Origin of the sequence: Streptomyces sp. NPDC087844, from assembly GCF_044742785.1 — a bacterium.
In the GTDB taxonomy this organism is placed as follows: Bacteria; Actinomycetota; Actinomycetes; order Streptomycetales; family Streptomycetaceae; genus Streptomyces.
Window position 1 is genome coordinate 12631 of sequence record NZ_JBIUVD010000028.1, and the last position, 25112, is coordinate 37742.

Annotated in this window: 21 protein-coding genes; 10 read left to right on the top strand and 11 right to left on the bottom strand. The window is 71.3% G+C overall.

Features of this window, described 5'->3' with window-relative positions:
• The first annotated feature begins 248 nt into the window (after positions 1-248).
• Entirely contained in the window at positions 249-1613 is a 1365-nt protein-coding gene (locus tag ACIOKD_RS36760) for a phospholipase (RefSeq protein ID WP_402092392.1), read from the top strand.
• Positions 1614-1691: 78 nt separating this feature from the next.
• Here ACIOKD_RS36760 and ACIOKD_RS36765 read toward each other — a convergent pair whose 3' ends face one another.
• Positions 1692-2402, bottom strand: a complete 711-nt coding sequence (locus ACIOKD_RS36765; RefSeq protein ID WP_402092394.1) for a dienelactone hydrolase family protein — start codon at positions 2400-2402, stop codon at positions 1692-1694.
• Positions 2403-2567: 165 nt separating this feature from the next.
• On the opposite strand from ACIOKD_RS36765, the gene ACIOKD_RS36770 reads away from it, so the two are divergent.
• The 3 genes from ACIOKD_RS36770 (at position 2568) to ACIOKD_RS36780 (ending at position 5630) form a co-directional block, all read left to right on the top strand.
• Positions 2568-2978 carry a VOC family protein gene (locus ACIOKD_RS36770; RefSeq protein ID WP_402092395.1) on the top strand — a complete coding sequence of 137 codons (411 nt, stop codon included), beginning with the start codon at positions 2568-2570 and terminating at the stop codon, positions 2976-2978.
• Between the two features lie 43 nt (positions 2979-3021).
• Positions 3022-4119 (top strand): adenosine deaminase, encoded by a 1098-nt coding sequence (locus ACIOKD_RS36775; protein WP_402092397.1) that lies wholly within the window; start codon positions 3022-3024, stop codon positions 4117-4119.
• A gap of 284 nt (positions 4120-4403) precedes the next feature.
• Entirely contained in the window at positions 4404-5630 is a 1227-nt protein-coding gene (locus tag ACIOKD_RS36780; RefSeq protein ID WP_402092399.1) for a cytochrome P450, read from the top strand.
• Positions 5631-5784: 154 nt separating this feature from the next.
• Here ACIOKD_RS36780 and ACIOKD_RS36785 read toward each other — a convergent pair whose 3' ends face one another.
• The 6 genes from ACIOKD_RS36785 to ACIOKD_RS36810 all read right to left on the bottom strand — a co-directional run bounded on the left by ACIOKD_RS36785 (position 5785) and on the right by ACIOKD_RS36810 (position 11618).
• On the bottom strand, positions 5785-7050 hold the full coding sequence (locus ACIOKD_RS36785) for a cytochrome P450 (RefSeq protein WP_402092401.1): 1266 nt from the start codon (positions 7048-7050) through the stop codon (positions 5785-5787).
• Positions 7047-7664, bottom strand: a complete 618-nt coding sequence (locus ACIOKD_RS36790) for an ATP/GTP-binding protein (protein WP_107019020.1) — start codon at positions 7662-7664, stop codon at positions 7047-7049. The genes ACIOKD_RS36785 and ACIOKD_RS36790 overlap by 4 nt, the downstream gene beginning before the upstream one ends.
• Positions 7645-8001 (bottom strand): DUF742 domain-containing protein, encoded by a 357-nt coding sequence (locus ACIOKD_RS36795; protein WP_402092404.1) that lies wholly within the window; start codon positions 7999-8001, stop codon positions 7645-7647. Before ACIOKD_RS36795 ends, ACIOKD_RS36790 begins: the two co-directional genes overlap by 20 nt.
• Complete coding sequence (locus tag ACIOKD_RS36800; protein WP_402092510.1) at positions 7998-8417, bottom strand: roadblock/LC7 domain-containing protein; 420 nt, start codon at positions 8415-8417, stop codon at positions 7998-8000. The genes ACIOKD_RS36795 and ACIOKD_RS36800 overlap by 4 nt, the downstream gene beginning before the upstream one ends.
• Before the next feature lie 124 nt (positions 8418-8541).
• Positions 8542-10323 (bottom strand): ATP-binding protein, encoded by a 1782-nt coding sequence (locus ACIOKD_RS36805; protein WP_402092405.1) that lies wholly within the window; start codon positions 10321-10323, stop codon positions 8542-8544.
• Between the two features lie 383 nt (positions 10324-10706).
• Positions 10707-11618 carry a LysR family transcriptional regulator gene (locus tag ACIOKD_RS36810; RefSeq protein ID WP_402092407.1) on the bottom strand — a complete coding sequence of 304 codons (912 nt, stop codon included), beginning with the start codon at positions 11616-11618 and terminating at the stop codon, positions 10707-10709.
• Between the two features lie 113 nt (positions 11619-11731).
• Between ACIOKD_RS36810 and mgrA the strand changes: the two genes are divergently transcribed.
• The 5 genes from mgrA to ACIOKD_RS36835 all read left to right on the top strand — a co-directional run bounded on the left by mgrA (position 11732) and on the right by ACIOKD_RS36835 (position 18533).
• Positions 11732-12724 (top strand): L-glyceraldehyde 3-phosphate reductase, encoded by a 993-nt coding sequence (mgrA, locus tag ACIOKD_RS36815; RefSeq protein WP_402092511.1) that lies wholly within the window; start codon positions 11732-11734, stop codon positions 12722-12724.
• A gap of 937 nt (positions 12725-13661) precedes the next feature.
• Entirely contained in the window at positions 13662-14072 is a 411-nt protein-coding gene (locus ACIOKD_RS36820) for a hypothetical protein (protein WP_402092408.1), read from the top strand.
• Positions 14073-14151: 79 nt separating this feature from the next.
• On the top strand, positions 14152-16488 hold the full coding sequence (locus tag ACIOKD_RS36825) for an FHA domain-containing protein (protein ID WP_402092410.1): 2337 nt from the start codon (positions 14152-14154) through the stop codon (positions 16486-16488).
• 21 nt (positions 16489-16509) lie between these two features.
• Positions 16510-17577: a hypothetical protein gene (locus ACIOKD_RS36830; protein ID WP_402092412.1), complete on the top strand. Its 1068-nt coding sequence runs from the start codon at positions 16510-16512 to the stop codon at positions 17575-17577.
• Positions 17577-18533 carry a serine/threonine-protein kinase gene (locus tag ACIOKD_RS36835; protein WP_402092413.1) on the top strand — a complete coding sequence of 319 codons (957 nt, stop codon included), beginning with the start codon at positions 17577-17579 and terminating at the stop codon, positions 18531-18533. The genes ACIOKD_RS36830 and ACIOKD_RS36835 overlap by 1 nt, the downstream gene beginning before the upstream one ends.
• Positions 18534-18600: 67 nt before the next feature.
• Here the strand turns inward: ACIOKD_RS36835 and ACIOKD_RS36840 are convergent, their stop codons facing one another.
• Positions 18601-19245 (bottom strand): class I SAM-dependent DNA methyltransferase, encoded by a 645-nt coding sequence (locus ACIOKD_RS36840; protein WP_402092415.1) that lies wholly within the window; start codon positions 19243-19245, stop codon positions 18601-18603.
• A gap of 30 nt (positions 19246-19275) precedes the next feature.
• Positions 19276-20553 (bottom strand): streptophobe family protein, encoded by a 1278-nt coding sequence (locus ACIOKD_RS36845; protein ID WP_402092416.1) that lies wholly within the window; start codon positions 20551-20553, stop codon positions 19276-19278.
• 219 nt (positions 20554-20772) lie between these two features.
• Here ACIOKD_RS36845 and ACIOKD_RS36850 point away from each other — a divergent pair, with 219 nt between their 5' ends.
• Positions 20773-22071, top strand: a complete 1299-nt coding sequence (locus tag ACIOKD_RS36850) for a DUF6777 domain-containing protein (RefSeq protein ID WP_402092417.1) — start codon at positions 20773-20775, stop codon at positions 22069-22071.
• A 17-nt stretch (positions 22072-22088) separates the two neighbouring features.
• Here ACIOKD_RS36850 and ACIOKD_RS36855 read toward each other — a convergent pair whose 3' ends face one another.
• Positions 22089-23579, bottom strand: a complete 1491-nt coding sequence (locus ACIOKD_RS36855) for an esterase (RefSeq protein WP_402092419.1) — start codon at positions 23577-23579, stop codon at positions 22089-22091.
• Positions 23580-23762: 183 nt separating this feature from the next.
• The gene (locus tag ACIOKD_RS36860; protein WP_402092420.1) at positions 23763-24989 is read right to left on the bottom strand and encodes an epoxide hydrolase family protein; all 1227 of its coding nucleotides are present in this window, start codon (positions 24987-24989) and stop codon (positions 23763-23765) included.
• Positions 24990-25112 lie beyond the last annotated feature (123 nt).

Sequence of the window (25112 nt, forward strand, 5' to 3'; positions counted from 1 at the left end):
CGTCCTCCTGGCGCGGTGATCATTTCTTGCTCCCCGTAGAAGTACCGCGGTGCCCGGCATACGTCCCGTGAAACACCGGAGCGGCAAAGGTGGGCCATGCCGGTGGGGATCTTCACCGCCGCGACCGCGTCCGGCGAGCACACGCTCTTGACCGGTACATACCAACCCGATTGAGTGTCCCGCGCAGACCCCCCACTTTCCCGGCCGCCGACCAGGCGCCGCCGCGCTGCCGAAGGGACCTCACCACCATGCGGAGACATCGCCCCCTGTTCGCCCTCACCGCCGCCGGAGCGGCACTGACCACCGTCCTGGCAGCTCCCGCCCACGCCGCGGAGGTGCCGACGGCGGGCGTGTTCCACGTGCAGAGCGCGGTCACAGGACTGAACGCCGCAGACAGCGGGGGAGCGGTCGTCCAGCGCAACCCCAGGGGCAACGAGGACCGCCAGCAGTGGACGCTGCGGGCCACCGGCACCTCGTACGTCCTGGAGAGCACCGACACCGCGGGCAGCTGCCTGGGCCGGTCCGGTGGCCAGGCGAGAACCGTGGCCTGCGCGAGTGCCGACGCCGCGTGGGAGATCACGTCGACGGGTACCGACCGCTACCGGCTCAGGGTCCCCGGCGCCGACCGGTACCTGACCGTCGGGGCCAAGGCCTCCGGCGCCAACTACCCCGCGCAGCTCGTCGTCGGCGCGGCGGGCGACCCCGCCGCCTGGTACCTGACCCCGGTGACGTCACCGACCTCCCCGATGCCGTCCGCGGACCGGCGCACCCTGGACCAGGTCACCTTCCTCACCTCCCACAACGCGTACGCGAACGGCGTCGACGGCGGTTTCGCGCCGCCCTTCGTCAACCTCGTCCCGAACCAGAGCCGGGGCATCAACCAGCAACTCGCCGACGGCGTACGCGGATTCATGCTGGACATCCACCAGACCTCGGACGGCGCGATCCTCTGCCACAACAGCTGCACCCTCGTCAGCAGGCCGGTGGCCCTGAACGTGGACCTCCAGCGCATGGTCGACTTCCTCCGGCAGAACCCGAACGACGTCGTCACCGTGTTCCTGGAGGACTACGTCGATCCGGGCGTCCTGCGCAGCGAGCTGGCCCGGGTGAACGGCCTGTCCGACGTCCTCTACCGGCCGGACCTGACCGGCGTACGCGCGAACGGCTGGCCGAAGATGGCGGACCTGATCGCCGCCGACGACCGGCTGCTCCTGTTCACCGACCACAGCCGTGCCGCCGACGAGTCCGCGGGGCTCACCCGGGACAGCTTCGGCGTCATGTACCAGCGCGAGTGGACCGTGGAGAACTACTGGTCCATGGGCTCGGGCCTCGGCAGCTCCGACTGGTCCTGCTACAGCCGCTGGTACGACGCCAACACCAACGTCCCCCTCACGGCGGCGGCGCCGCCCTTCCGCCCGCTCTTCGTGATGAACCACTTCCGGGACGCGGCGATCGCCTCGACCGCGACCACCGACAACACCAAACTCGCCGACCGGGCCCAGCGCTTCTGCCAGCCCGCCGCCCGCAAGAAGCCCAACTTCCTCGCGGTGGACCGGTACGACCTCGGCTCCCCGGCCTCGGCCGTGGCGGCGCTGAACACGTACACGTACTGACGCCGGACACGGATACGCCGCTTCTCCCAGGGTCCTACCTGGGGGAAGCGGCGTACCGGCCGTACGACGGGGCGGTGCTCAGCCCAGCCGCGCGTGCAGGAACTCGACCGTGCTCCGCCAGGCCCGCGCCGACGACTCGGGGTCGTGGACCTCCGGGCGGCCGTCGTTGAAGAAGGCGTGGTCGGCCGGGTAGACGCGGAAGTCCGGGGTGATGCCGGACTGCTCGCGGATGGTCTCGCCGAGCGTGGTGAGGGAGTCCACGGGGATGGCGGTGTCCCGCTCGCCGTAGTGGCCGAGGATCTGGGCCTTGAGGCCGGAGAAGTCCGGGGCCTCGCCCTGGATGACGCCGTAGAACGGGACGGCGGCGCTGACGCGGGGGTCGGTGGCCGCCTGGTGGAGGACGAAACCGCCGCCCATGCAGAAGCCGACCGAGCCGACGGTCTCGGACGTGACCTCCGGCATGGCCAGCAGATGGTCGACGGCGCCGGACAGCAGCTCGACGCCGCGCGGCACGGGCAGCTCCTGCATCATGCGGTACGCCTCGGAGCTGTCATGGGCGACATTGCCGCCGTAGAGGTCCGGGGCCAGTGCCACGAAGCCCTCCTTCGCGAGACGCTCGGTGACGTCCGCGATGTGGTCGGTCAGCCCCCACCACTCCTGGATGACGATGACTCCGGGCCCTCGTCCGGCCGGTGGCAGTGCCAGGTAACCGTGCGCGGTGGTGCCGCCGCTCGGGAAGGTGACGTTCTGATGGGCGGGTGCCCCGGTCGACCTGGGCGTCTCGGACATGGTGTGTCACTCCTGTCGCTTGATCCTGCCTCCAGCATGCAGGAGGCGGACGCCGTGCGGGCAGGCGACCCCCCGGCGATGGCGTATCCTCGCGTGTTACGTATAACCCATGCTGCTCATGCTCACTGTCGGCACCTGCTGCCGCGAAACCCGGGAGAGGCCCCGATGCGACGCGTTGCCCTGGTCACCCTCGTCGTCGACGACTACGACGAGGCGGTCCGCTTCTACACCGAGGCACTCGGATTCCGGCTCGTCGAGGACACCCCACGACCCGACGGGTCCCGCTGGGTCGTCGTGGAGCCCGGCACCGGCGGGCACGGCACCGGACTCCTGCTGGCCCGCGCCAAGGACGAGGCGCAGCGCGAGCGGGTCGGCGACCAGACCGGCGGCCGGGTCGGCTTCTTCCTGCACACCGACGACTTCGCCCGCGACCACGCCCGGATGGCCGCCGCAGGCGTGACCTTCCTGGAGGAGCCGCGGCACGAGCCGTACGGCTCGGTCGTCGTCTTCCAGGACCTGTACGGGAACAGGTGGGACCTGCTGCAGCCGGCCGCCCTCGACGTAACCGACCAGTAGTCCAGCCCTTCCCGCCCACACAGAACCTGCCGAGGAACACCGCATGACCGCGCCCCGCACCGACTCCAGCACCGATCTCCGTCTCGACGCCGACACCGTCCGGCGGCTCCCCAAGGCCGTCCTGCACGACCACCTCGACGGCGGCCTGCGCCCCGCGACGCTCGTCGAACTCGCCGGCGCGGTCGGCCACACCCTCCCCGCCACCGACCCGGAAGCGCTCGCCGCCTGGTACTACGAGGCGGCGAACTCCGGCGACCTCGTCCGCTACATCGCCACCTTCGAGCACACCCTGGCCGTCATGCAGACCCGTGAAGGCCTGCTGCGCACCGCCGAGGAGTACGTGCTCGACCTCGCCGCGGACGGCGTCGTCTACGGAGAGGTCCGCTACGCCCCCGAGCTGATGCTGAACGGCGGGCTCACCCTGCCCGAGGTCGTCGAGACCGTGCAGGAGGGCCTGGCCGCCGGCATGGCGAAGGCGGCGACCGCCGGTACGCCCGTCCGGGTCGGCACGCTGCTGTGCGGGATGCGGATGTTCGACCGCAGCCGCGAGATCGCGGACCTGGCCGTGGCGTTCCGGGACGCGGGTGTCGTCGGCTTCGACATCGCGGGCGCCGAGGACGGCTTCCCGCCCGCCGACCACCTCGACGCCTTCGCGCACCTGCGTGTCGAGAACGTACCGTTCACCATCCACGCCGGTGAGGCCCACGGCCTCCCCAGCATCCACCAGGCACTCCAGGTCTGCGGCGCCCAGCGGATCGGCCACGGTGTCCGGATCACCGACGACATCGTGGACGGCAAGCTCGGCCGCGTCGCCGAGTGGATACGCGACCGCCGGATCGCCCTGGAGATGTGCCCCACCTCCAACCTCCAGACCGGTGCGGCCACCTCGATCGCGGAGCACCCGATCACCCGCCTGCGCGACCTGGGCTTCCGCGTCACCCTCAACACCGACAACCGGCTGGTCTCCGGCACGACCATGACCCGCGAGATGTCCCTGCTCGTGGAGGAGGCGGGCTGGACCCTCGACGACCTCCGCACGGTCACGGTCAACGCCCTCAAGAGCGCGTTCATCCCGTTCGACGAGCGGAGCGCTCTGATCCGGGACGTGGTCCTGCCCGGGTACGATCTCGGGCCGCGCTGACACGTGTCGAATGAGTCGTGGCCGAAATCGTTCGCCGGCTCCGGGAGCGGCGGTCCGCCGCGGGGTGGACCGCCGCTCTCCCGGCGGCAGGACGATCACCGGACTCCGGCATAACGACTCAAAAGGCTCGGATCATGAGAGGGAAACCGCCGGTAAGCGCGACTGTGAGCTACTCGCGGCGCGGAAAGGTCGGGCGTCCAACTTCGGCCAGGACTGGACTGTTTGAGCCATCGAAAGATCATTAACCTGTTCCTCGACGGCACGCATCCAACACGAGGAGTTCCGTGTCCACTGCCCAGCAGGCGCCCGACATCCTCTCTCCCGAGTTCGCCGCGGATCCCTACCCCGCGTACGCGGCGATGCGAGAGAAAAACCCCCTGATCTGGCACGAGGCCACCCAGAGCTACATCATCTCCCGCTACGACGACGTCGAACGGGTCTTCAAGGACAAGAAGTCCGAGTTCACGACCGGCAACTACGACTGGCAACTGGAGCCGGTCCACGGCAAGACGATCCTCCAGCTCAGCGGCCGTGAGCACGCGGTGCGGCGCGCGCTCGTCGCCCCCGCCTTCCGCGGCAGCGACCTCCAGGAGAAGTTCCTGCCGGTCATCGAGCGCAACTCGCTCGCGCTCATCGACGCCTTCCGCGCGACCGGTTCGGCGGACATCGTCAGCGACTACGCGACCCGGTTCCCGGTCAACGTCATCGCGGACATGCTGGGCCTGGACAAGGCCGACCACGCCCGCTTCCACGGCTGGTACACCGCCGTCATCGCCTTCCTCGGCAACCTCTCCGGTGACGCCGAGGTGACCGCCGCCGGCGAGCGCACCCGCAGGGAGTTCGCCGAGTACATGATCCCGATCATCCGCGACCGGCGCGACAATCTGGGCGACGACCTGCTGTCGACGCTCTGTGCCGCCGAGGTCGACGGTGTCCGGATGAGCGACGAGGACATCAAGGCGTTCTGCAGCCTGCTGCTCGCCGCCGGAGGGGAGACCACCGACAAGGCGATCGCCAGCATCCTCGCCAACCTGCTGATGAACCCCGAGCAGTTGGCGGCGGTTTACGAGGACCGGAGCCTGATCCCCGCGGCCTTCGCGGAGACGCTGCGCTACACCCCTCCGGTCCACATGATCATGCGGCAGGCGGCCACCGACGTCGAGGTCTCCGGCGGCACCATCCCGCAGGGGGCCACGGTGACGTGCCTCATCGGAGCCGCCAACCGGGACGAGCGCCGCTACGGCAACCCTGACCGGTTCGACATCTTCCGGGACGACCTCACCACGACCTCGGCGTTCTCGGCCGCGGCCGACCACCTCGCGTTCGCGCTGGGCCGGCACTTCTGCGTCGGCGCGCTGCTCGCCAAGGCGGAGGTCGAGGTCGGTCTGAACCAACTGCTCGACGCCATGCCGGACCTGCGTCTCGCCGACGGCTTCGACCCCGTCGAGCAGGGCGTCTTCACCCGAGGCCCGCAGTCGCTTCCGGTGCGTTTCACCCCGGCGACTTCCTGAGCGCAGACCTGTGTCTTCCGTGTGCCAGGGATCCCGGGCACACGGAAGACACAGCGCCCCGAAGGGGCGCGGGGCTGTGCCCTCTTGCGGCTCCGCCGCGTGGGCGCGCCCAGCCACAACGCACCCGCAGACGTGAAACGCACCCAGCGGAGCGCTAGTGCACCGCGGGAGTGAACTGCACCGGCAGGGAGTTCAGCCCCCGCATCCAGATGGACGGACGCCAGGTCAGCTCCGAGGGATCGACGCCCAGCACCAGGTCGGGCAGTCGCTCCAGAAGGGTCTCCACCGCCGTGCGTGCCATCACGTCCGCGAGGAGCGGCGCCGGATACGGGCAGCGGTGCTCGCCGTTGCTGAAGGACAGGTGCGAGGAGTTCTCCGCGCCGACATGCGACTCGGGCCAGATCTGCGGGTCCGTGTTGGCCGCCGCGAGGCCGAGGACGAGGCAGTCGCCCTCGCGGATGAGCCGCCCACCGAGCTGGGTGTCGCGTACGGCCCAGCGGCCGATGAAGTTCTGGGTCGGCGTGTCCAGCCACAGCACCTCGTTCAGCGCGTCGCCGACACTGACCCGGCCGCCGGAGACGTTGACCGCGAACCGCTCGTCGGTCAGCAGCAGACGCAGGGTGTTGCAGATCCAGTTGGCGGTCGGCTGCTGGGCCGCGGCGATGACGGAGATCAGGTCCTGCACGATCTCCTCGTCGCTGAGCCCCGCCGCGTCCTGCAGCATCCGGGAGGTGACATCGGGCCCGGGGCGGTCCCGCTTCTCCTTCACCAGCTGCATGATGCGCTCCCCGACGCGCATGTACGCGGCCACCGGGTCGTCGCCCTCACCGGCGTCGAGCGAGATCCGCAGATCGTCGACGAGCTGCTCGGTGTCCGCGCTGCCCTGCGGCATACCGCACATCCACAGCACGGCACGGGCCGGCAGAGCGTGCGCGTACGTGCTCATCAGCTCGGTCTGCCCGCTGCCGCCGAACGAGGCGATCAGCTGCTCGGCGATCGACTGGCACTCGCGGGCCAGTTCGAACTGGTCGACCCCCTCCAGCGCCTGGGTGATGACACCGGCCCGGCGCTGGTGCTCCGGGCCCTCGGTGAACAGCACGGACGGCTGGTAACCGACGAACGGCATCAGGGGCCAGTCCGCCGGAATGTTCGGCCACTGGTTCCAGCGCCGGGAGTCCCGCGCGAACAGCTCGTCATGGCTGGTCACATAGCTGACCTCGGGATAGCCGAGGACGAGCCAGGCCGGGATGTCCCCGTCGAGGAGGACCGGAGCCACCGCTCCGTGGTCCCTGCGCATCGTGCGGTACAGCTGCGAGGGTGTCTGCTGGTACTCCAGGCCGCCCAGCTGCACGGCGGAACCGTGCGCGGGGCAGCCCGGTGGGGGAGTGCTGGAGGAACGGGAGCCGGTGGCGTCGCTCACGACGTTCCCTCCTGGGACAGGGCCAATGCGTAGAGGTGGTCCACGAGAGTGATCAGGACTTCCTTGCCCGACGACCTGACCCGCGCGTCGCAGTCGACCATGGGCACATGGTCGCCCAGCGCGAGTGCCTGCCGGATCTCGTCGAGCGAGAACCGCTGCTCGTCGTCGTCGAAACGATTGACGGCCACCACGAACGGCGTCTTGTGGTGTTCGAGCCTGTCGATCGCGTACCAGGAGTCCTCCATGCGCCGGGTGTCGACGAGGACGATCGCGCCCAGAGTGCCGGAGAACAGCCGGTCCCACAGGAACCAGAAGCGTTCCTGGCCCGGTGCGCCGAACAGGTAGAGCACCATCCGCTGGTTGAGGCTGATGCGCCCGAAGTCGAAGGCGACGGTGGTCGTGGTCTTTCGCTCCACACCCGCCGTCTCGTCGACGCCCTGCCCCGCCTGCGTCATCACCTCTTCGGTGTTCAGCGGCCGGATCTCGCTGACCGAGCGGACCAGGGTGGTCTTGCCGGCGCCGAAACCGCCCACGACGACGATCTTCAGTCCGGTCTCGGCGGCGTCGGCCAGCGGCGTGCGCTGGGCGGGCAGCTCAGAGGTTGCGGAGCCCATGGAGCACCTCCTGCAGCAGTGCGGTCTCGGGGAGGGTCGCGACGGAATCGGCCGCGCGGGGGTGACGGGCGCTCACCTTGCCCATGGCATGGAGGTCGCCGAGGAGGATCCGTACGACGGTGATGGGCATCTTGAGCTCCGCCGAGACCTCGACCAGCGCCGTCGGGTGACGGCACAGTTCGAGGATCCGGACGTGCTCGGACTGCATACCGGCGGTCGGCTCGCACTCGCTGACGATGAGCGTGACCAGGTCGAAGGCGTCATCGGCCTCGCTGCGTCCGCCCGTGACCGTGTAGAGCCGGTCGGGGTCGCCGATGTCCACGGGTTTGCGGCTCACGCCGAGGCACCCCTGATGGCGGGAGTACGGGGTTCGGCCCGCAGATGGTCACCGATCTGCTCCACCAGCTCGGTCATCTGGTGGCCGACGACGCCGGGGTCGGCGCTCTCCTCGGCGACGACCGCGAGGTGCGCGCCCTGACCGGCCTCGACGATGAACAGGAGGCCTCCGTGGAACTCGGTCATGGAGTGCCGGACACCGCCGGTTCCGTCGCCGAACTCCATGGACGCGCCCTGCGCGAGAGCCTGGATGCCGGAGCAGATCGCCGACAACTGGTCGCCCTGGTCGAGGGTCAGGTGTTCCGTCCAGCACAGTTTCAGACCGTCCCGGGACAGGACGAGTGCGTGGCGGGTGCCCGGTGTGCGCTCCAAGAGGTTCATCAAGAGCCAGGTGAGGCTGTTGTCAGTGGTCTCCATGATGGGCGGGCCGGGTGTTGACCAGTCGGTGGTCACCCGGCTCGTTCCTCCAATCCAACGGGGTGCGGCGAATCAGTGCGGGGTGGGCTTGCGAAGCTCTGAGCTGTGCGAAGGGCCGGGCGAACTAACCGTCCGCCTCGGGCCCTGTTGCGTATCCGGCGTCCTCGCCGGGAGCGGTGGGGGAGCCGTCGGTGGTCCCTGCGGCGTGCCTGCCGCGGTGGAAGGCGCCGAACCGGCTTCCGGCGTCGCGCGCCGGACCGTTCTCGTCGGGCTCCGCCTTGGACGGCTCGGCAGTGGTCCTCGACCGGCCCCGTTCCGCCTCGGCCATGGTGTGGCCGGGAGCCCGGACGGGCAGTCCGCCCGGAGTGGCCGCGCCGCGTCGGCGGGGCATGTCGACCGGGGGCGCCTCGTCCACGGGCGCGGTCGCCTGCGGAATGCGTACCGGAAACGATTCCTCGGCCGGGATCGGCGCGGGGGCCGGTGGTGCGGCCGGTGTGGCAGCGGGTGTGGCGACCGGGAGGGCCGCGCCGGGGCGCGGATGCTCGGGACCGACCGGCTCGCGCTGCTGGGCCACCAGCTGGGGCGGCAGCAGGACGACGACACCGGTGCCGCCGCGCGAGGAGGGGCGGTAGTTGACGCTGATGCCGTGCTTGGCGGCGAGCCGTCCCACCACGCTCAGGCCGAGCCGGGTGCCCTGGAGCGAGGCGAGGTCGGTGACCTGGCCCGACACCGACTCCTCGGCCCGGCGCATGGAGGCGTCGGACATCTTCAGGCCGCTGTCCTCGATGGTGATGACGAGACCGGCGCTGCGCTCCTCCACGTACACGTGGACCTCGTCGATCGGCGGCGAGAAGTTGGCGGCGTTGTCCATGAGCTCGGCCAGCAGGTGCATCACGCCCTCGGCGGCGAAGCCCGCGATGGAGGCCTTGCTGGAGTTGTGCAGCCGCACCCGCCGGTAGGCGGCGATCCGGCCGACGGAGCCCCGCAGGATGCTCTCCATGACGATCGGCTTGTTCCAGACGCGGCTGGAGCGACCGCCCATCAGCAGGGCGAGCCGGTCGGTCATGAGGCCCAGCTGGGAGGTGCTGTGGTCCAGCCGCAGCAGGTCGCCGAAGATCTCGCCGCCGTGGCGGTCCTGCATGTCCCGGAGGTCGGCGAGCATGCCGACGGTCTTGGCCTGGACCCGGCTGAGCGCCTTCGCGGAGGCGGCCTGGGCGGCGGCGGACCGGCGCTCGGCGTACGCGAGTTCACGGATGAACGATTCAGCGGGGGAGCGCAGCAGCGGGGTGAGCGGCCAGTCGAGCTTGGCGAGGACGGTGTCGGCGGAACTGCCCTCCCGCAGCAGGAGTACCGCGGCGGGGAGGGTCTCGTTGGTGAGGTGTTCGAGTTCCTTCGTTCCCCTGGCCAGTTCGCGCCGCATCATTTCGAGTTCCGACTGCGACTCGGTCGTCCGCTGTACCGAATCGGCGACCTCGGCCGTGAAGACGTGCAGCATCCGGCGCAGATACGGGTCGGAGGGGGTGGGAAGACCGGCCAGGACCTTGTCGGCGGCGACACCGTTCTTCAGCTGTTCGGCCACCGTCGGCAGGGTCACGTTGACCAGCTGATCCGTCTCGGCGCCGTGCTGGCTCCAGCTGTTCTTGGTCATCTCCAGTTCGCCGGTCCGCGACACCGTCTGGCGGTGGGCCTTGCGCAACCGGGCGGCGGTGAAGGCGACGACGGCCGCTATGCAGCCCCAGGCGGCTATCGCCGTACCCGCCACCCAGGGGCGGGCTGCCTCGGGGGCGAGGCCGACGGCCGCTCCGGCACCCGCGGCCGTGACGACCAGGACCGCGGGGAACACGACCGGAGTGGAACCCGTCTTCTGCGCAGATCGGCGCTGACGGGGGCGAGCAGGCACTGGCATTCCGCGGTCCCTCGGTCCGTGCGAGCAGGAGTACGTCCACAGTTGAGACATCGCAGAGAACACGGAAGGTGGTAGGCCGCCTTCCGGATCAAGCGCGTCGCTCATGCTAGTCATCGGACCTGGCTGTCGGGCCCGGCAGGGGTCCCATCCCCACGATGACTTCACATCGTCGGGAAATGGCTACCGCGAAACGACTGTGTGGTAGTCGAACTGAGTTGCCGTCAACTGGTCGCCGGCATGTGCCGGTCGGCATTTTCATGCACTTTGCCGCTCCCGTGCCGTGTTCGACACTTCGTCACCTTCGACTCGGGGGGTGCATTTTCGGCCAACTAACCGCTGATCCTGGACGATGATCAGACTGTCGGCGCGGTGTGACGGGTGGTTCAGGAGTGGCGGGGCCCGTCGTGGGCCGGTGCCAGGGCGTCCGTGTCGAGCAGGGACATGAAGGCCCTCGCCGCCGGGCTGGTCGCCTCCGGCGGCGGCAGCATCGCGACCGTCTCGTACGGCGTCTCGGTGTCGGCCTTGAACGGAAGGGCCGGGAGGGCCGGCCGCTTGTGGGCGAAGTGGCGCGGTACGACGGCGATGCCGAGGCCCTCCTCGACGAGGTCGAGCAGACTGTGCACATCGTTCACCTCCAGGGTGACCGTGCGCTGCACCCGTGCCGCCGCGAAGGCCGCGTCGGTGGTGCGGCGCGGCCCCCAGTCGGGGTGGAAGTCGACGAAGGCCTCGCCGCCCAGCTCGTGGGGGGTGACAGGACCGCCGCCCGCCAGCCGGTGCGAGGGATGGCAGACGACGGTCATCGGCTCGCGGGTCAGCGGCAGGCTGCGCAGTTGTTCCGTGTCGGCGCGGGTCGTCACCGCGAACGCCAGATCCAGCCGGCCCGCGGCGACGTCCTCCGCGAGCGCGCCCGAGCCGGCCTGCCGCAACCGGATCTCCACGTCCGGATGCCGCCTGCGGAACTCGGCCAGCAACGGGGCCACGTGCACGCCCGCGATGCACTGCTCGGTGCCGAGCGACAGCGTGCCGCGCAGCACGCCCTGTACCGCGGCCACCGCGTCGTGGGCCGCGCGGACCTGCGCCAGGATCCGCTCCGCCTCGGCCAGCAGGGCCCGCCCGGCCTCGGTGAGCGTGACCCGGCGGGTGGTGCGGACGAACAGGGGCGCGCGCAGTTCGCGCTCCAGCGAGCGGATGGAGGCGGACAGGCCGGACTGCGACACCATGAGGCGTTCGGCCGCCCGGGTGAAGTGCTGGTCCTCGGCGACCGCGACGAAGTGCTGTAGGTGGCGCAATTCCATGATTGAGAAGCGTATCCGCTGAATCCCATCCGATTCTCCTGTTGGACCGCTGTCCGTGGCGCAGGCGAGAGTGGACAGTGGTCCACTCCGTACCGACCCCTCTGGAGAACGTGTTGTACACCGCACACACCGACCGCTACGCGGACATGCCCTACCGGCGCACCGGACGCAGCGGCCTGAAGCTGCCCGCCCTCTCCCTGGGCCTGTGGCACAACTTCGGCCCCGACCGGCCGGTGGACACGCAGCGCGCGATCCTGCGGCGAGCGTTCGACCTGGGCGTCACCCACTTCGACCTGGCCAACAACTACGGGCCCCCGCCCGGCGCCGCCGAGTCCGCCCTCGGTGAGGCGCTGAAGGCCGACTTCTCGCCGTACCGCGACGAGCTGGTCATCTCCAGCAAGGCCGGTTACCTGATGTGGCCGGGCCCGTACGGGGAATGGGGCTCGCGCAAGTACCTGCTGTCCTCGCTCGACCAGAGCCTGAACCGCATGGGTCTCGACTACGTCGACATCTTCTACTCGCACCGCCCCGACCCGGAGACTCCCCTTGAGGAGACGATGGGTGCCCTGCACTCGGCCGTCCAGCAGGGCAAGGCGCTGTACGTCGGTGTCTCGAACTACTCGCCGGAGCAGACCCGCGAGGCCGCCCGCATCCTGGGCGAGCTGGGCACCCCGCTCCTCATCCACCAGCCGCGCTACTCGATCCTCGACCGGCGCCCCGAGGAGGAGGGGCTCCTGGACACGCTCGACGAGCTGCGGATCGGGTCCATCGCCTACTCGCCGCTGGAGCAGGGCCTCCTCACGGGCCGCTACCTGGACGGGATCCCGGAGGGTTCGCGGGCAGCGAGCGACAGCCCCTTCCTGAGCGCGGACAAACTGACCGAGGAGCTCGTCGCCGACCTGCGCGCCCTCAACGACATCGCCAAGTCCCGCGGTCAGTCGCTGGCCCAGATGGCACTGGCCTGGGTGCTGCGCGGCGGGCGGGTCACCTCCGCGCTGATCGGCGCGAGCAGTCCGCAGCAGCTGGAGGACAGTGTGGCTGCCACCGGCAACCTGGAGTTCTCGCAGGACGAGCTTGCCCGGATCGACGAGCTCGTCCAGCGGTAGGGGGTCCGCCCGGCGGCGTGGTGGTCGAGCTGCGGGTCCGGTGGGGGCCGGTCCCGCCCACGCGGCGGAGCCGCACATCGACACACTCCCGCGCCCCTTACGGGGAGGGGCGCGGGAGTCCGGCTGCGAGCCTGGTGGTGGTTGGTCGCGCCCACGCGGCGGAGCCGCGCATCGACACAGTCCCGCGCCCCTGGCAGGGCGCGGGTTTCGCGTGTCCGGATTCACCGGACCGGGGCACCCCGCCGCGGGCACCGGGTCGAGCAATCCGAATACGCTCCGTATCCGTCCGTCCTCCGTCAGGGGGCGACGTCGAACCCGGTGACGGGTGCCGAGCCGTCCGTGGTCCAGGCGACGGCCACCGCCTTCGCCAGGGTCCGCGTTCCGGGCGTCGAAGTAGCGGGCGACGGCGGTCTCGTAGCGGTTCTCGTTCGCGTTCTCGTTCGCGGACATGAAAAGCGGCCTCCATCGAGGTCGTGGGGATGCGGTACCGCAACCATGCCGGGCGCGGATTCCGTACGGTCCGAGCCGTTTCGGCCAAAGAAGGCCGTGAATATGCCGGGAGACTGGCTGGAAAGACATGGTGACACTGTGTCAGGAGTGTCGATACTCGAAGGCTAAGAGCTGTCCCGCAATACCCGGAGGATCAGCGCGCGGCCTCAGATGCGGTGCATCGCAAGGCGCCGGGTCACCCGCATACCGGGTGTATTCGGGCGATCCGGTAGCGCCGCGAGGTGCCGTAACTGTCGTCGTGCGCCCGCCCCGGAGATTACGGACAGCCCTCAGGGGCCTTCACCCTTCACCACTCGGAGAGCTCCCGGCGAACGGTCCGGAGCAGCCGAGCCCCCTCGGAACAGCGCCACGGTGCACGCCGGAACGAGTCGCGTAAGAGCCCGGAGAGAGGCCGGCAGGCGGCGAGCGGATGCGATGGGGAGTGATCGTGCACGATGAATTCCTGTGCCACGTCACCGCGTACGGAGTCTGTGGCGGAATGTGGGTCGGCGTACCGCTCGGCACCTACCGGGCGCCCACTCTGGCCCTGGCCATGTGGTGGTTGCGGGACCGGGCGTCCTGGATCGCCGAGCGCCTCGATCCCGATCCCGGCGCCCCCTGTTTCCCGCCGAACTCGATGGCACCCGTCGCGGGCACGACCCCCGATGTGCCGGGTCTGCTGCGCAGGTGGTGCGGCGACGACGCGCAACAGGAGCTGGCCGCCGAGGAGTTGACCGCCGGGCATCTGGTCCGCATCGCCACGAGGGACGAGACCACCGAGTACGAACTGCTGGCGGAGTCGGTAGACGCCCTGCGGATGCAGCGGACCCTGCCCTTTCTGTCCGTCCCGGCCGCCTGAACCGGCGTCCTGGCCCCCGGCAGCCCGGCCTTGGCGCCCGCAGCAGGCGCACATGTGGACGAATAGCTAGAATTCAGGCATGGGAGAGCGGTCTGCGGTGCCCGAACTCGTCCTCGAAACGGAGACGGGCTCCACGGTCATGACCCCGGACCACGAGTACCACGTCGGGCGGGACCCGCTCTGCGACATCGTCATCGAGGACGCCCGGGTCTCCTGGCACCACGCGGTCCTGCGGCCGGGCACCGACCACTGGACGCTGGAGGACGAGAACAGCACGAACGGCACGTACGCCGACGGCCGCCGCGTCCACGAGCGGGACGTCGGAGCCGGCAGCGTCATCCGCTTCGGCGCCCCCGTCGACGGCCCGTGCGCCGTGCTCGCCGAGCGGCCCCCGCCCGCCCCCGAGCGGCCCTCGGTCGTCTCCGTGCCCGCCGCGACCGGCACCTTCCGGCAGCCCACCACCGTGCGGCCACTGCCCTCCCGCACCGTCCGTATCGGCCGCGGCGACGACAACGACCTTCTCGTCGACGACCTGAGCGTCTCCCGGCTCCACGCGGAGCTGCGCGCCCTGCCGGACGGCACGTACGAGATCGTCGACCTGGGCAGCCACAACGGCACGTTCCTCAACGGGCAGCCCGTCACCCGCGCCCGTATCGACGCGGGCGACATCGTCGGCATCGGCCACTCGGCGTTCTGCCTGGTCGGCGACCAGCTCCAGGAGTACGTCGACACCGGTGAGGTCTCGCTCGACGTGCAGGACCTGATCGTCACCGTCGACCGGGGCCGCAGGACACTCCTCGACGGGGTCTCCTTCCCCGTCGGCGAGAAGTGCCTGCTGGCCGTCGTCGGACCCAGCGGCGCGGGCAAGTCCACGCTCCTCAACGCCCTGACCGGGCAGCGCCCCGCCGACCGGGGCACGGTCCTGTACGACGGCCGCGACCTCTACCGGGACTACGCCGAGCTGCGCCGGCGCATCGGCCTCGTACCGCAGGAGGACATCCTGCACGCCCAGCTCACCGTGCGGCGCGCCCTCACGTACGCCGCCGAGCTGCGCTTCCCCCAGGACACCGCGAAGGCCGAGCGCAGGGCCCGCGTCGACGAGGTCATCCGCGAACTCGGCCTCGAACAACGCGCCGGGCAGCCCATCCACAGCCTCTCCGGCGGCCAGCGCAAACGCGTCAGCGTGGCCCTCGAACTGCTCACCAAGCCGTCCCTGCTCTTCCTCGACGAGCCGACCTCGGGCCTCGACCCCGGTATGGACCGCTCCGTGATGCACATGCTGCGCGGACTGGCCGACGACGGGCGGACCGTCGTAGTCGTCACCCACAGCGTGCTCAGCCTCGACGTCTGCGACCGGCTGCTCGTCCTCGCGCCGGGCGGAAAGGTCGCCTACTACGGCCCGCCCGACGAGACACTCGCCTTCTTCGGCTACGAGCAGTGGCCGGAGGCGTTCGAGGCGTTCGAACGGGACCGCGAACGGGACTGGGCCGGCGACTACCGCGCGTCAATCCAGCACCGCCAGTACATCGTGAACTCCTCCACCCAGCCGCGCCTCCCACGGGCGGACCCCGCACCCGGCACATTCCCCCGGCCGCCCAAGGCACAGAGCTGGGGCTCGCAGCTGGGCACACTCGTGCGCCGGTACGCCGCCGTGCTCGGCGCCGACCGCACGTTCCTCGCCATCATGATCGCCCTGCCCTTCGTGATGGGAGCGATGGCGCGGGCACTGGCGGGCAGCAAGCTGACCCAGGAGACGGCGATGAACGCGCTGCTCATCCTCTGCGTCGGCGGAGTCCTGACGGGCGCGGCCAACGCGGTGCGGGAACTGGTCAAGGAACGGGTGATCTACCAGCGGGAACGGGCCGTCGGCCTGTCCAGATCGGCGTACCTGATGTCCAAGGTCGTCGTCCTCGGCACGGTCACGGTGCTCCAGGCCGTCGTACTGACCCTGGTGGCCCTGCTCGGCGTCGACCTGAACGCGCCCGGCGGCGAGGGAGTCCTGCTGCCGCCCCTCGTCGAGCTCACGGCCGCCGTCGCGCTGCTCGCCTTCACCGCGATGATGCTCGGGCTCCTCGTCTCCGCGCTGGTACGCAAGGAGGAGGTCACGATGCCGCTGCTCGTGCTCCTCGCCATCGTGCAGGTCGTGTTCTGCGGCGCGCTGCTCAGACTCGACGGCGTCCCCGGCATCGAACAGCTGTCGTGGCTGGTGCCGTCGCGCTGGGCGCTCGGCGCCATGGCGGGCACCGTCGGACTGGCCCGGCTCGTTCCGGGCGAGCTGACGGCCGACCCGCTGTTCCGGCACTCGGCCGGGGTGTGGCTGCTCAACATGGGCATGCTCGTCGTCCTCTCGGCCGTCTTCGGCTACCTCGTGGCCCGGCTGCTCAGACGGCGCGAACCCGCGGTCATGCGGAAGTAGCAGGAAGGGGAGCCGGACGCGATGACGACGACAACTCCCGGATTCCGCCCCACCCACGTGGTTCCGCGGGACGGCATGGCCGCCTGGGACGCCCCCGACCCGGTCCGGCCCACCGTGCCCCTCGACGCCCTCCTGCCGGTCCGGCTCGTCGAGCGGCGCGGCGACTGGGGGCACGTGCTGTGCGCCAACGGCTGGTCCGCGTGGGTCGACGGCCGACTGCTGGTGGCCGTCCCGCAGGACCCGCCCGCCGCCGGACAGCCGCTCGCCCGCACCGCCGACCCGCGTCCGCTGCTGGCCCGCGTCGAGGAGACGCTGCGCCGCTACCGGCGGCACGTCGAGGAACTGGCGGCCGGCCGCCTCGACCGGGAGGCGTTCCACGACCTGACGACGGGGATGCGGGTCGGGATCGTCGTGGAGGGGGAGGCCGTCTGGCTCTACGAGGCCGAGCACGAACGGTGGGTGTACTGCGACGGCACGCGCGTGAGCACGTACGCGACGCGGGAGCCGCCGTCCGCGGCGGTGGAGGGCTCGACCCCACCGGTTGCCGGGGCCCCGCCCGAGCCACCCGCCGGCCCCGGCCCGTCCGATGCCGAGTCCCCGCCCGAGCCCGCGGCGGCCGGTCCTGAGCCGCCCCCTGCGGCAGGCCACGCGCCCACGCGGGTCGTGCGGGTCGTGCGGGGCGTGGGAGCGGAGCCCGCACCGTCCGCGCGGAGCGCCGAGCCGGAGCCCGCACGCGGTGTGCGAAGTGGCGCGCCCGAGTCGGCTCAAGCCGTCCCGGCGAGCGGATCCGAGCCGCCTTCGGCCGGGCTGGAAGGCGGGCCGGAGTCGACGCAAGCTGTGCGCGGTGCCGGGCCCGAGCCCATGCGAGACGCGCGGGGAGTCCGACCCGAGCCGACTCGGGTCGTGCGGGGGATCGGGCCCGAGCCGACGCAAGCCGTGCCGGGTGCCGAGCCGGCACCCCTCCGGGGTGTGGCAGACGCAGGGCCGGACGCACCCGAGGGCCAGGAGGGCATCCGGCACGCCCCGACCCGGCTTGTCACGGGCGACGGCGACGGCGACGGTGACAGTGCCGGTCGCGGTGACAGGTGATGGCGGACGGTACGAGCCCGCACTCGGGGCGGCCCTCCGAGCTGATCGGCAGGCAGATCGCCGGCTACCGGATCGAGCGCGAGGTCGGCCGGGGCGGTATGGCCGTCGTCTACCGTGCCAAGGACCTGCGCCTCGACCGCACGGTCGCCCTGAAACTGCTCGCCCCGGAACTCGCCCGCAACGACACGTTCCGCAAACGCTTCACCTACGAGTCACGGGTGGCCGCCGCGATCGACCACCCGCACATCGTGCCGGTCTTCGAGGCGGGTGAGACGGACGGTGTCCTCTACATCGCCATGCGGTACGTGGCAGGTCGTGACCTGCGTCATCTCCTCGACAAGGAGGGGCCGTTGGCCGTCACGACGGCCACCCGCATCGCCGTGCAGGTGGCGTCCGCGCTCGACGCCGCCCACGACCACGGGCTGGTCCACCGGGACGTCAAACCCGGCAACATCCTGGTCGCGGCGGGTACGGACAGCGACCACCCCGAGCACGTCTACCTCACCGACTTCGGGCTGACGAAGAAGTCGTTGTCCCTGACCGGCTTCACGACCGTCGGCCAGTTCGTCGGCACGCTCGACTACGTGGCGCCCGAGCAGATCTCCGGACGTCCCGTCGACGGCCGCTGCGACGTCTACAGCCTCGCGTGTGTCGTGTACGAGACCCTGGCGGGCGGGCCGCCGTTCCAACGCGACGACGACATGGCGTTGCTGTGGGCGCATCAGTACGACGTGCCGCCGGCGGTGTCCGGGAAGCGGCCCGATCTCGCCGGTGGCGTGGACGACGTCCTGGCGAAGGCTCTCGCCAAGAGTCCCGACGACCGGTACGGGTCCTGTCTCGCGTTCGTGGCGGCGTTGCGGGCGGCGGTGGTGGGTGAGCCCGAGCGGGCCTGGGCTCCGCCCTCGCCGCCAAAGTGGGCTCGGCCCGTGTTTCCCGCCGGGGCCGGGGAACCGTAGGGGGCGTTCGGCGGATGCGGGTCCGTCGTGGCCGGTCGCGCAGTTCCCCGCGCCCCTTTCGGGGCCGTCAGGTCCTGGTGAGCAGCAAGTGGGCATGGGGGAACTGGCGTTCGTCCTCCATGGGGGCCCTGACGAGGCGGGCCTTCTCAGTGAAGCCCGTTGCGGTCAGCAGGTCGGCCACGCGGTCGGGGGACCAGCGGTAGGCGAGGGCCACCTTGTGGTCGAAGGACTCCGCGAGCTCCGAGGGGTCGTCATGGGCCTGGAACGAGACCAGCAGATGACCGCCGGGCGCCAGTACGCGACGGAACTCCGCGCATACGCGCGGCAGGTGCTCCGGCGGGGTGTGGATGATCGAGTAGCGGGCCGTCGCACCGGACAGCGTGCCGTCCCCGATGTCCAGCGCGGTCATCGAGCCCACCTCGAACCGCAGGTCCGGACGGGCCGTACGGGCGATGGAGATCATCTCCGGCGACAGGTCGATGCCGGACACGTCCAGGCCGAGAGAGTCCAGCAGAGAGGTCACATGACCCGGACCGCAGCCGAGGTCGGCCACCGGACCGCCGCCGTCCGCACGCACGAAGGCGGCGAACGCGCCGAGCATCGCCCGGTCCAGCGGGAAGTCCTCCAGGCCGTTGGCGAACAGCTCGGCATAGCGGGCGGCCCACACGTCGTAGGCCGTTCGGGTGGTGTGAAGGAAGTCCGGCTCGATCATGGATGCGTACGGTAGTACGGCTCGCGGTCCTCAGTCCTTCGGAGTCTGCAACTCGCCGTGATGACGCGTACGGGAGGCGAGCAGCGCGCCCAGGAAGCCGGTGACCAGGCCCCAGAGCAGCGCGAGACCGAGCGCGCTCCACAGTCGCGGTCGCAGGAAGAGCTCGCCGGACAGGCCGCCGCCGAGGTCCCCGATGCCGAACAGTGAGAGCCCGTAGTGCGCGTCGATCCGGCCGAGCAGGCTGACCGTGAGCACCGTGAGCGCGAGTGCGACAGCCATGTGCGGGGCGTGCCGCCAGGCCCGCATGCGGGCCGGTGAGCGCGAGGCCATCAGGAAGGCGACACCCAGCAGGAGCACCGCGTCGACGGCCACGAGCCACCACACCCTCCCGTCCTGCTCCGAGAGCGTGCTCAGATTCAGGGTCGAGAGGTCCGGCGTACGCAGCACACGGTCCAGCACCTGCGGCATCGGCAGCCCGAACGGTCCCTCGACCCTGCCGTCCCAGGTCGCCCCCAGACCGATGGTGAAGACGGGCCAGACGAGGTTCGGCAGCCCCAGGAGCACCACGGCAAGCGTCTGCGTGGCATGCCCCCGGGTCACCGCCACCACCAGCGCGACGACCACGCCCGCAACCACGCACGCGAGCAGCAGCACGACCATGGCGTACGCGGCCGGTCGCACCGATTCCTGGAAGCGCAGCAGCCGGGGCGGGAGCGGTGCCCCGGGCGAGACGAGCAGCGCGAGGACGAGGACACCGGCCAGCCACAGGAGGCCGAAGGGCAGCGTCACCGGTACATCGGTCTCGAACCCGACCCGCGGCGACGAGGCGCCGAACAGATCGCCGAGGTCGGAGAGCCTGCCCTCACCGAGGGAGACCGCGAAGGTTCGGCGGGCCGACAGTGCCAGTGCGGTCAGGGCGAGCAGCCACAGGACGGCGATGCGGCCCGCCCAGCCCGCCAGTTCGGGCGCGCCCGCGACGGCCCGGTGGCGCAACGGCCGCAGGAAACCGGCGGCGACGACCAGGGCTCCGGTCAGCGTCACCGAGAGCGGAAGCACCGTCAGGCCCGCCCGGGTGTCGGCGATCGCTCCGGCGTTCCCGGCGAACTTCACCGAACCGCCGACCGCGGTCACCACCGTCGCGGCGACGACACGCGGGCAAGCGCCATCGGGCAGGTCGGCGGCCCCCGCCGCCCACAGCCCGAGCGCGGCGACCACGATCATGGCGATCAGCCCGGCGAGGACCGTCGCCAGGGCCTGGGCCCAGCCGTGCCGGGACACTGCCTGGTCAGGGGCTGCGGGGAGGCTCACGCTGTCACGTTAAGCAGGCCTGTGGCGGCGCGCCTGCCGGGAGGGCCGACCGCGTCGGCTTGCGGGCGGTACGGGACCGGAGCACACAATGGGCTCGTTGTGAAATAAAAGGCGGCAAACTGGTGCGAAGTGTGCGGCAGTCCGCAGTCCCACAGTTTGCAGTCCCGCAGTCCCGCAGTCCGCGAACCCGCAGTGTCGCTACGCCGGGAAGAGGAGCTCGTGAGCGTCGAACCGCCGTCCTCCGGTCGCCCCACAGGACCGCCCTCCGGCCCCCTGTCGGGGCCGACCCGGCCGAACCCCGTACCTCCGTCGGACGGAAGTGGCCCCACGGGTGCCTCGATCGGCGGACCGGGCGAGGGGGCAGGAGGCGGTGCGGGGGGCGGGTCGGGCGGTGGCTCGGGCGGCGGGCCCTCCGGCCCGTCCGGCTCGGGCGCGGGGAAGGGGCCCGAAAGGCCCTGGTGGAAGTCGGTGCCGCGGGTCGCCCTCGTCGCCGCCGCGGTCGTCGTGGCCGTGGTCCTGGCCGTGGTCCTCACCCGGCCCGACGGAACGACCACCGCCAAGGGCAGGGACGGCGAGGTCTTCCTCCAGGCGGCGGGCAAGTCGGGGCCCGATCCGTTCACCGGGTCGACGGCACGGGACAGTTCCGCCGCGCCGGTGACGCCTTCGCCCACGGACACCTCCGGGTCGGCCAACGTGACGCGGGGCGTGGACGGTTCGGCGCCCGGCCTCTACGGCGGAACCCGTGACGTGGCCAGCTGCGACGTCGAGAAGCAGATCTCGGCCCTCGACCGGGCTCCCGGCAAGAAGCGGGCGTTCGCCTCGGTGCTGGACCTCGATACCTCCGCGGTGCCCGCCCATCTCCGTTCGCTCACCCCCGTACAGCTGCGGATGGACACCCGCGTCACCAATCACGGCTACCGCGACGGCAGGGCCACGAGCTATCAGGCTGTCCTTCAGGCAGGCACGGCGGTCCTCGTCGACGACCGCGGTGTTCCCCGGGTGCGCTGCGCCTGCGGCAACCCGCTGCTGCCGCCGGTCGCGCTGAAGACCACGCCCAGGAGGACCGGTGACTCCTGGCCCTCGTACCGGCCGTCGAACGTCGTGGTCGTCTCGCCCGCGACCCAGGTCGTGAACATCTTCGTGCTCTTCGACCCGGACAGCGGCGACTGGTTCACCCGGCACAAGGGCGACACCGGCGGCAAGGACAGGAAGACGGATCCCCCGGCGAACCAGCCGTCCCCGTCCGTGAGTTCCCCGCCGCCCTCGTCGGACTCTCCGTCGCCCTGCGTGTCCGTGGGGGACGGCGCCACCGTGCCACCGGGCGGGTCGGCGAGCCCGTGCCCCCCGACCTCCTCGGCCACGCCGTCGTCGCCCTCCGAGGAGTCCGGGTCGCCCTCGTCCGAACCGCCGGCGCCGGAGTCCTCCGAGCCGGCGCCCGACGACACGTCCGGCACGACGACGGAGTCGGCCGCGAGTCACAGCGTCCCGGAGTCGGCCGCGACCTCTCCGGGGCTGTGAGGAGCCTCCCGGGAGGCCTACTCGTCGATCGAGGCGCCGAACGCGGCGCCCAGGTGGGGCGCGCCGAGCGTCTGGGCCCCGTACGTCCACGCACCCGCGGCCGTGATGCCGCCCGTCCCGGCCGACAGCATCCAGACGAAGCCGTCGCCCGCGTTCTCGCCCGGCGCCGAGGCCAGCAGCCCGAAGCGGCCGTCCGCGTCGGGGTCGGTGAGACGGACCTGGCCACCCCATTTGTCGCCCTTCTCGGGGACACCGGGCACATCGGCGGAGTCCTGGTTCCACGACTTGGCGCCCGTCGCGGTCAGCCCCGCGGACGCCCCGCGCAGCACCCACACCGCGCCCGCGTCGGCGACCGTGCCGCCCGCGGCGGAGCCGCCGGTGGACACGTCCTCGCCCGCGGCGCCGATGGCCACGTCCGCGTACCCGTCCCCGTCCGTGTCCGCCACGGAAAGGTCCGTGCCCCAGCCGTCGCCCCGCTCGGCCGTGCCGGGAACGCCGGGGGAGTCCTGCGTCCACCACTGGATCTCGTCCGAGGGCCCGTTCTCGCCGCCGTGGCGCACGCCGACCAGACCGCCGGTCATGGTCTCGCCACCGTCGTCGGGGGAGTTCGGCTCGCCGGTCACCAGGTCGTCGTAGCCGTCGTTGTCGATGTCCCCGGACGCGGCGACCGGGCCCCCGCGCACATCCCGCTCGTACGTCAGCCCGTCCGCGTTCCCGGACAGGTAGGTGGACCAGCCGTGACCGGGCTCGTCGCCGACCGTCACGCCCGACACGACGAGGTCCGCGAATCCGTTCCTGTCGTAGTCGCCCGTGGTCAGCGACTTGGGCAGGACGTGCCGCTCCTGCGCCCGAGCCATGAGCGGCGCGGACGAGCGCCGCTCCATCGAACCGGTCGCGGCGGCGTCGTAGGCGAACAGCTCCAGGCCGTTGTGGTCGATGACGGCCAGCAGGTCGCCCGGCGTCTCGTTCGTGAAGTGCGCCGCGGCGAGGCCCGCACCGAATTGCTCGCCCGCGGTGGGCTCCTGGGTCTCCAGCCAATCGCTTGCCGCACCGGAGAGGCCCGCCTTCGAGCCCCACAGGATCGCGACACCGCCCGCGTCCGCGACCGTACCGAGATCCTCGCCGGGGATGCCGACGATCGCGTCGTCGTACCCATCCCCGTCCAGGTCGCCGGTGCCGACCGCCGTGCCGAAGCCGTCGCCCGTCTCCGCCGCTCCAGCGACGCCCGCGGTGGACTGGCTGAAGCGGGCGGCGCCGCTCGTCCCGATGCCTCGCGACGAGCCGTACTGCACGGTCACGAGTCCCGCGCCCTTCTTGCCGCTGACGGTCGCGCGGGGGGCGCCCACCAGCACGTCCTCGTACCCGTCGCCGTTGAAGTCGCTGTTGCGGTCGTCGGCCCGCGTACCGCCGGGAGTGCCCGCGTACGCGGAGGGCGCGGATGCGATGCCCAGTCCCGCCAGCAGAAGAAATGATGCCGCGGCGAGTGCTGTGGAACGGTTCTTGCGCATGAGTCGGCTCCTGTCAGGAAAAACGGCTGGGCAGCGCGGGGGTGTCCGGAAAGGGCCCGTTCCTTGTCCGGCGCCCTGTTTGACCTCGCATGGGGCCCAGGGGTTGTACGGGAGTTCCGACTCCGTCCACGGCCGGCCATGTCGGTCAGGGGGCCGGACGGGCGACTCCGCCCGGCCCACACATCAACTCGCGCTGCCGCCGTCGCCCCGCAACTGGCGGAAGAACGCCCGCACGTCCTCGACGAGCAGGTCCGGTTGCTCCATCGCCGCGAAGTGGCCGCCCCGGTCGAACTCCGTCCAGCGCACGATGGAGTTCGTGCGGTCCGCGTGATGCCGCAGCGGAATGAAGTTGTCCCGGGGGAAGACGGCGAGCGCGGTCGGTGCGGTCGACGGCTGCGCGAGCGCGTTCTCGCCGACGGCGTGCGCGCGCTCGTAGTAGACCCGCGCGGACGAACCCGCCGTGCCCGTGAGCCAGTACAGCATCACGTTCGTGAGCAGTTGGTCCCGGTCCACCGCGTCCTCGGGGTACTCGTCCGAGTCCGTCCACTCCTTGAACTTCTCGGTGATCCAGGCGAGTTGCCCGACGGGGGAGTCCGTGAGCCCGTAGGCGAGGGTCTGCGGCCTGGTCGACTGGATGTCGGCGTAACCCTGCCGGTCGCGGGACCACTCCTTGTGGCGTCGCCATGAGGCGAGAGTGCGTTCGCGTTCCCGGGGGCTGAGCGCCGCCAGTTCCTCCGCGGTCGGCTCGGAGGTGGCCTGGGCGCCGGGCAGCAGGTTCAGATGGACGCCGATCACCCGGTCCGGGTGGGTCCGGCCCAGCTCGCGGGAGATCGCCGCGCCCCAGTCACCGCCCTGCGTACCGAACCGCCGGTAGCGGAGCCGGTCCATCAGCACGGCGAACGCGGCGGCGATACGGCGGTACTCCCAGCCGGTGTCGCGGGTGGGTCCCGACAGACCGAAGCCGGGGATGCTCGGCACCACCACGTGGAAGGCGTCGGCGGGATCACCGCCGTGCGCGCGCGGATCGGTCAACGGGCCCACGACGTCCAGGAACTCGGCGATCGAGCCGGGCCAGCCGTGGGTGACGAGCAGCGGGGTCGCGTCGGGCTCCGGCGAGCGGATGTGGGCGAAGTGGAGGTCCGCCCCGTCGACAGCCGTCGTGAACTGCGGCCACTCGTTGAGCCGGGCCTCCGCCGCGCGCCAGTCGTAGGAGTGCCGCCAGTACTCCACGAGCTCCATGAGGTAGGTCCGCGGGATCCCGTAGGCCCAGCCCACCCCCGGCAGCTCGTCCGGCCAGCGCGTGAGATCCAGGCGCGCGTGCAGATCGTCGAGGTCGGCCTGGGGGACGTCGATGCGGAAGGGGTGGAGGCGGCCGAGGGGCTCAACGCTGTCGCCGTGCGGGGAGGTCATGGCGGGCCATGCTAGTGCCGCCGCGACAGGCAACGTTCGCCCCGTCGCGAGGCCCGGCACGCTCCCCCAGCCTCCGGCCGGGGGGACCCCCGGAGCACGCACGGGACGCCGCTCCCCAACGGG

Bases quoted from the DNA above. Each gene is read 5' to 3' on its own strand.
- ACIOKD_RS36760 (WP_402092392.1), top strand. From the start codon at position 249: ATGCGGAGACATCGCCCCCTGTTCGCCCTCACCGCCGCCGGAGCGGCA.
- ACIOKD_RS36765 (WP_402092394.1), bottom strand. From the start codon at position 2,402: ATGTCCGAGACGCCCAGGTCGACCGGGGCACCCGCCCATCAGAACGTC.
- ACIOKD_RS36770 (WP_402092395.1), top strand. From the start codon at position 2,568: ATGCGACGCGTTGCCCTGGTCACCCTCGTCGTCGACGACTACGACGAG.
- ACIOKD_RS36775 (WP_402092397.1), top strand. From the start codon at position 3,022: ATGACCGCGCCCCGCACCGACTCCAGCACCGATCTCCGTCTCGACGCC.
- ACIOKD_RS36790 (WP_107019020.1), bottom strand. From the start codon at position 7,664: ATGGGCTCCGCAACCTCTGAGCTGCCCGCCCAGCGCACGCCGCTGGCC.
- ACIOKD_RS36800 (WP_402092510.1), bottom strand. From the start codon at position 8,417: ATGGAGACCACTGACAACAGCCTCACCTGGCTCTTGATGAACCTCTTG.
- ACIOKD_RS36805 (WP_402092405.1), bottom strand. From the start codon at position 10,323: ATGCCAGTGCCTGCTCGCCCCCGTCAGCGCCGATCTGCGCAGAAGACG.
- ACIOKD_RS36810 (WP_402092407.1), bottom strand. From the start codon at position 11,618: ATGGAATTGCGCCACCTACAGCACTTCGTCGCGGTCGCCGAGGACCAG.
- ACIOKD_RS36825 (WP_402092410.1), top strand. From the start codon at position 14,152: ATGGGAGAGCGGTCTGCGGTGCCCGAACTCGTCCTCGAAACGGAGACG.
- ACIOKD_RS36830 (WP_402092412.1), top strand. From the start codon at position 16,510: ATGACGACGACAACTCCCGGATTCCGCCCCACCCACGTGGTTCCGCGG.
- ACIOKD_RS36835 (WP_402092413.1), top strand. From the start codon at position 17,577: ATGGCGGACGGTACGAGCCCGCACTCGGGGCGGCCCTCCGAGCTGATC.
- ACIOKD_RS36840 (WP_402092415.1), bottom strand. From the start codon at position 19,245: ATGATCGAGCCGGACTTCCTTCACACCACCCGAACGGCCTACGACGTG.
- ACIOKD_RS36855 (WP_402092419.1), bottom strand. From the start codon at position 23,579: ATGCGCAAGAACCGTTCCACAGCACTCGCCGCGGCATCATTTCTTCTG.
- ACIOKD_RS36860 (WP_402092420.1), bottom strand. From the start codon at position 24,989: ATGACCTCCCCGCACGGCGACAGCGTTGAGCCCCTCGGCCGCCTCCAC.